The sequence below is a fragment of the Gottfriedia acidiceleris genome, from assembly GCF_050457485.1.
Classification (GTDB): domain Bacteria; phylum Bacillota; class Bacilli; order Bacillales; family Bacillaceae_G; genus Gottfriedia; species Gottfriedia acidiceleris_D.
On the sequence record NZ_JBCMJM010000043.1, the window covers coordinates 817 to 7,150 of the forward strand.

Annotated in this window: 5 protein-coding genes; 2 read left to right on the top strand and 3 right to left on the bottom strand. The window is 29.7% G+C overall.

Annotation, left to right across the window (positions count from 1 at the left end):
• Window positions 1–357: 357 nt before the first annotated feature.
• Window positions 358–795 (bottom strand): hypothetical protein, encoded by a 438-nt coding sequence (locus ABEY15_RS24220; RefSeq protein WP_429892501.1) that lies wholly within the window; start codon window positions 793–795, stop codon window positions 358–360.
• Between the two features lie 662 nt (window positions 796–1,457).
• Here ABEY15_RS24220 and ABEY15_RS24225 point away from each other — a divergent pair.
• Together ABEY15_RS24225 and ABEY15_RS24230 are read left to right on the top strand one after the other, a co-directional pair.
• Window positions 1,458–3,341, top strand: a complete 1,884-nt coding sequence (locus ABEY15_RS24225) for an endonuclease MutS2 (protein WP_429892502.1) — start codon at window positions 1,458–1,460, stop codon at window positions 3,339–3,341.
• Between the two features lie 188 nt (window positions 3,342–3,529).
• Entirely contained in the window at window positions 3,530–4,243 is a 714-nt protein-coding gene (locus ABEY15_RS24230) for a class I SAM-dependent methyltransferase (RefSeq protein ID WP_429892503.1), read from the top strand.
• 95 nt (window positions 4,244–4,338) lie between these two features.
• Here ABEY15_RS24230 and ABEY15_RS24235 read toward each other — a convergent pair whose 3' ends face one another.
• A complete protein-coding gene (locus tag ABEY15_RS24235; RefSeq protein ID WP_429892504.1) occupies window positions 4,339–5,205 on the bottom strand; it encodes a phosphotransferase in 867 nt (288 codons plus the stop codon).
• Between the two features lie 370 nt (window positions 5,206–5,575).
• Window positions 5,576–6,064: a hypothetical protein gene (locus ABEY15_RS24240; RefSeq protein WP_429892505.1), complete on the bottom strand. Its 489-nt coding sequence runs from the start codon at window positions 6,062–6,064 to the stop codon at window positions 5,576–5,578.
• Between the last annotated feature and the right edge of the window lie 270 nt (window positions 6,065–6,334).

Here is a 6,334-nt window from a genome sequence, read left to right on the forward strand (position 1 = left end):
CGGGGTCTCAGCCTTCCCGCTCATCCCATAGGAGTCGAGCACCCCCCTTTCGTTCCAATCAACTTATTCAATCTAAAGAAGTCGGCAATAAATCCTAGTCAAATAGCCTTTACTTAGATAACTTAACAGTTGTTTAATAATCAGTTTGTAGGTCAATTAATTTCTAACATTAATTAAACTAAGCAATTGAATATGCTTTTCTAATAATTAGCTCATAATATGTTTAACTTCTAAAAAAACATTACTAGTGTTATTAGAATCATAAAATTGCTCAAACATATTAAGATTTAAAACCATTAATAGAATTTTATATTTCAACACTCTGAAAACCACACGCATTATTACTTTATAAAAGGGTTAATTACTTGGTTTATCGACTTTTTTTAAAATAACTGTACTTATAGTATCTTTCCAGTAAATTTCATAATTTATCTCTTTTTCCTTATCAATAAACTCACATCCGCCGCACTCTCTTTTTTTACCATGAAATTCACCAGATTGATTTAATAAAAACGTCTCCCCTCCTATCGTTCCTCCATTATAGTTAATCAAATAGCGTGAGTTTGACTTAATTAAATCTTTATCATATTTTCCTTTATATTTTATAGTTGTTTGATATAAGATATCAGTTCCCACTAAATTCATTTCGTGTAAAATTTCCCAGTTATTATCGACTCCTTTAAAACTAACAGACTTAGTACTAAATAAATGATTTGCAATTTCTCTGTGTTCTGTAGTAATAGAGTTAATTAAGAACAATAAACTGAAAGTAAGATGAGCTATTTTATTTATCATTTTAAATCTCCAGTTTTTATATTTAATATTCAATTTAATTCTATATTTTTATACAACAATAAACACTTATTTAACTAAATTTCCATTTGCAACAAATTTGGAAGATGTACTTTTTCCTTTTTAAATTGGCTTAGTGAGTATGAAACTTAAAGTATAGAGCTTATCTGAACGCTAAAAAAATTGTGGAAAGTTTTTATTAAATACATATAGTAAATATTGTAGATCATCTTTACTTTTCAATTTACACATTGTATGATGATTTCAATAAGTTAGATTTCAATGAACATAATAATAAATGAGGTGCATTTTGTGAGTGCGGTAGGTTCTAAATAGGAAAAAAATAAATGAAATAAATAGGATGAAAAAAGGGGAATTTGTAGAATTCGTACCCTTAATTTTGTCATGTTTATTTCAAACCTATGAAGATACCTACAATACTTTATAATGCGTGTAATGAAATTAGTATGGCTATTCTGTAATAGCGTATTTATCTATATTTCAATTATGATTGCCTTGTAATGTGATTAAAGCTGCGGTATCTCCGCAGCTTTTTATATTTTTTCAGGCAAAATCTTTATTTCTATAAATAATCTTATTGGAATCTAACGTGTAGGTATCTCCATTTATGATCAATAAAATCATATTAAAGAGGAGAATTAAAATTGAATAATATAACATTTGAAAAATTACAATATAACGAGTTAAAAGAAATTGTAAAATCTTATTGTGTAAGTGGATTAGGTAAAAAATTGATAAATCAATTAGAACCTAGTTCTAATATAAAAGTAGTTAAAAATAGATTAAATGAGACAACCGAAGCTCGGGCAATATTAGATGCAGAAGGACATGTACCATTTTTAGGTGTCTCTAACATTGAAAATATTATTCAAAATCTTGAAAAGGGCATGATACTAGATCCGAGTGATTTAATCAGTGTTTCGGACTTTTTAAGAGGATGTAGAAGAATTAAAAAGTTTATGCAAGATAACTTATTTTTTGCTCCAATTCTCGCTTCTTATGCAAACTCAATGAGTGAATTTATGAGTATTGAAGACGAGATTAACTTCTCAATAAAAGGAAACAGCGTTGATTCTGGGGCAAGTAAGGAACTTAAACGGATACGAAATAATATTGAATCAGTTGAAGAGAAGATTAAAGATCGTTTAAATAAATTTCTAAGTAGTAGTGCAAATAAAATGTATATTCAGGACTTTTTTATAAGTAAGAAAGATGACCGATATACAATACCAATAAAAGCTTCGTTTAAGAAGCAAGTTCCTGGCTCAATTATTGAAGTTTCTTCTAAAGGGGCAACAGTCTTTATTGAACCGAGTACTGTAACTAAATTAAACAGTGAGTTAGCAAGCCTAAAGGCTGAAGAGGCAATGGAAGAATATCAAATATTAGCTACCCTTTCAGGAATGATATTAGAAAAAATTTATGAAATAAATATAAATATGGAGTTGATAAGCCAATATGATATGGTGTTTGCAAAAGCTAAATTTAGCAAACATATTGGTGGAGTTGAGCCGAAATTAAATGACTTTGGATATATAAAGTTAGTTGAATGCAAACATCCCCTATTAACAGGTAATGTTGTTCCACTTAATTTTGAGATAGGGGAAGGTTATCGAAGTTTAATCATTACTGGACCTAATGCTGGTGGAAAGACAGTCGTTCTGAAAACAATTGGTTTACTAACTTTAGCAACAATGTCAGGTTTCCATATCATTGGAGACATAGGGACTGAAATTGCAGTATTTGAAAAGATTTTCGTGGATATTGGTGATAATCAAAGTATAGAGAATGCACTAAGCACATTTTCATCACATATGAAAAACCTTTCTGATATTATGGGGGTTTCTAATAATAATACGCTTTTACTATTCGATGAAATAGGAAGTGGTACGGAACCGAATGAAGGATCTGCACTAGCAATTTCTATATTGGAAGAGTTTTACCTTATGGGATGTATTACAGTTGCAACTACCCATTATGGTGAAATTAAACGTTTTTCAGAAATGCATAGTGACTTTATGAATGCAGCAATGCGATTTAATAGTGAAACACTAGAACCAATGTATAAATTAATTATCGGTAAATCAGGAGAAAGTAATGCTCTATGGATTTCTAAGAAAATGAACATTCGAGAAAATGTACTTCAAAGAGCGAAAGAATATATGGAAAATAAAGAATATCAATTAGATAAAGTAAATGAAAGTGCAATAAGGAAACCTAAGATTATCAAATTAAAAGCAGAAGAAAAGTCTAACTATCAAAAAGGTGATCGAGTAAAATTATTAGACTATGATAACTTTGGAATTGTCTATAAAGAAATCGATAATTTCTACAATCTCATTGTTTTTTACAATGGTGATTTTTTGGAAGTGAATGAAAAACGGGTATCTTTAGAAGTAAAAGCTGCTGAACTTTATCCAGAAGGATATGACTTAGATACATTATTTGTTGATTATGCGACAAGGAAATTACAGCACGATATTGAACGAGGTTCGAAAAAGGCACTTCGAAAGATTCAAAAGGAATGAGAAGTAACGGGGAGTAAGATTACGGCTGTTTTCAATAAGCAAATGATTGCTCTTTGTATACAAACTAAAACATCAGCCCAAAAGCTGATGTTTTTGATTTAATAAAAAATTCATTGTTTTCAAGAATACAAAACAAATTTAAGCTTATATGAATAGACTATACCAAACTACATGATTGGGGTCTTAATATGAGGAAATTTTCTTATATAGATTTAATCGCCACTTTAAATATAGAAGATGCACATCCAGGTGGGTTTGATTTAACAAAAAAAACATTAAGATTTCTTCCGCTGACATCAGATAGCCAAGTTTTAGAGGTTGGATGCGGTTCAGGTAAAACTGCTAGCTATTTATATGAAAGTTTCAATTGCTCAATTACAACAATCGATATAAACAGTCGGATGCTAGCTAATGCAAGAAAACGATTTAACAAAAAGAAAATTCCAGTTACTCTGCATCAAGCAAGTGCAGAAAACCTTCCTTTTAAAGATAATTCATTTGATATTATAATTTCGGAATCAGTAACAAGCTTCACAAATGTAGATAAATCATTACATGAATATGTAAGAGTATTAAAAAAAGGTGGATATTTTCTTGCTATAGAAATGACATCAGAGAGACCGCTAACACTTAAAGAAGAAAGTGAAATAAAGGATGTATATGGTATTTCAAAAGTAAAAACGGTAAGAGAGTGGGAACAAGCATTAATCAAAGGGGGCTTTAGAGATTATAAAATCCTCAAAGGAAATACAATAATGAATACATCAACAAACCCAACTGATACACTACCATTTCAAAAGTTACCACCAGAGGGAATTGAATTACTTCATAGATTCCAAGAAATACTAGTGCGTTATAAAGATGTGTTGGGATATAGAGTATTTTTATGTAGAAAAAGATAGGCATATTAGCTTATCTTTTTTGTTTGATTAACAAAAGTACCACTTACCAGGTTTGGATTAATTCCAATGTATCAGACTGCTTATATTTTAAAAATTCAGGTGGATTTAACCAAGCTAGTCCAATAATTCCAAGCTATTAAGTATTCGTACAAATCATTTGGGTGATGTCTTATACATGTTGCTAACCTAAAATATAATCCAACCAATACGTTTTTATATATTATGTGAGAATCATTATTTTGTAAAAATTTCAAATGACTAACTGCGGTAGAAATTGTCTCTTTTGTTAAATTATCTGGTGAAGAACAAAACGCATAAATTAAATCATAAAGTGGATCACCAAACACTGGAGTAGGATCAATAATGCCACTTAACTTGCCTTTATTAAAGATAAAATTATGTATACCACAGTCACCGTGTAATAAAAAAGGTTCTCCTTGAAAAGTGATTAGATTTGAATTGTTTACAATAGAAAAGATAAGTGTATGATCTGGCTTTTCTAAATACGAATCTAAAATTTTATAAGACTCTGTCATTCTACTCATAAGAAAATCTGACCATGAATTCGATAAATCATCTGCCCATCCCCAACCTGGAGCATTAGGGTAGGATTCGTAATTATTTATTAACCGTTTAGCAAGTAATATAAGTAATTCTTTTTTGTTTTTTTTAATATAATTTGTGCTACCTGGAATGAAAGGATAAACTATGTATTTAAATGTTTTTTCAGCAAATAGTAAATTGGGCAATATATCTACTTTGTTATAGAAATTAAGAAAATATGCTTCTGGTTCTAGTACACGAGGATCATTGAACTTAACTATATATTTACTCTCGTTTTTTATGTTACTTAGAAGATATATACTGCTTGATGTTCCACCTGTTAGTTTAGTGTATTTAATTTCTTTTTTGTTAATTAAATTCATGTTTGATAAATCATTTATTAACGATTCTATTTGCATAAAGTCCTCACCTTCATTATTAATAATGTACTTATTTAAGTATACTCTTATAAATTAACGGTCACCATGAGGATAGATTGGAAATTGCTTATTAAATTCGACTTTATTTATGATTAAAAATGTTTTGGCTATTTTAAAGGCATATGTACATAAGCAAAGTATGAATATAATTATAATGACTTGAATGATTTTTTTCATAATGCTTCTATCCTTTAACTAATTCGAGGAAATTATTTTTGTATTAGTAATAAAAAATATAATGAGGTGTGTCATGACCTTTTCACCTATAAAATAAAAGGGTGTCTCAAAAGTCAGCAATTGACCAAAGAGACATACCCACAGTAATTGAATATAAGATTTTATTGAGCTATTAAAAAAAGAATAATGCAGCTAATGCGACTCCTGCAACAAATCCGAGTGCAATTGAAATACCGAACCCACAGCCGAAGAATCCGCATCTAAATCCATCTCTGTCAAAATCTCTATCGTCTCTTCTTTCTTCTCTTCTATCGAATCTTCTATCAAACCTTCTGTCAAATCTTCTATCGAATCGATCATCAAATTGATTGTCAACGCGATTACCAAACATATTATCAAAACGATTTTCATTGCGGGAACTTCTATTTGAAAAGTTTCTTTCCGAGAAATCTCTATTAGATTGGTTTCTGTTCATGTTACTTCTATTGCGATTGGATGATCTATTAGAAGACTGACGATTTTGATTGACTGGTTCAATAAAAACTCGATCATCAGTTACTCTAGTTATACGTCCAACGTGCTCATTTCCTTCTTTATCGAAAATGCGTACAACCTGCCCTCTAAAATTATTACATAAATGATGGGCTTCATTACATTGCATAACAATTCCTCCTTTTCTTGTACTAATCTATGGAAGAGGGATAATTTGTGCTTGTACTTATACCTAGTTGTACAATTAACTAATTAATTTGTTTGAAATTTACGTAAATTATTTTTGTTAACTTTTTGTAAAAGAAATGCTTGCAATCATTTGGACGAGATGGTATATTTGTTTATGTTGTCACGACAAAACAAGTTGGAACAACAAAAAAATATAAAATAAGTTGTTGACAGATGGTTCAACAAAATATTATTATATTAAAGTCGCTTC

Coding starts and splice junctions, on each gene's coding strand:
- ABEY15_RS24220 (WP_429892501.1), bottom strand. CDS start 795: ATGATAAATAAAATAGCTCATCTTACTTTCAGTTTATTGTTCTTAATT.
- ABEY15_RS24230 (WP_429892503.1), top strand. CDS start 3,530: ATGAGGAAATTTTCTTATATAGATTTAATCGCCACTTTAAATATAGAA.
- ABEY15_RS24235 (WP_429892504.1), bottom strand. CDS start 5,205: ATGCAAATAGAATCGTTAATAAATGATTTATCAAACATGAATTTAATT.
- ABEY15_RS24240 (WP_429892505.1), bottom strand. CDS start 6,064: ATGCAATGTAATGAAGCCCATCATTTATGTAATAATTTTAGAGGGCAG.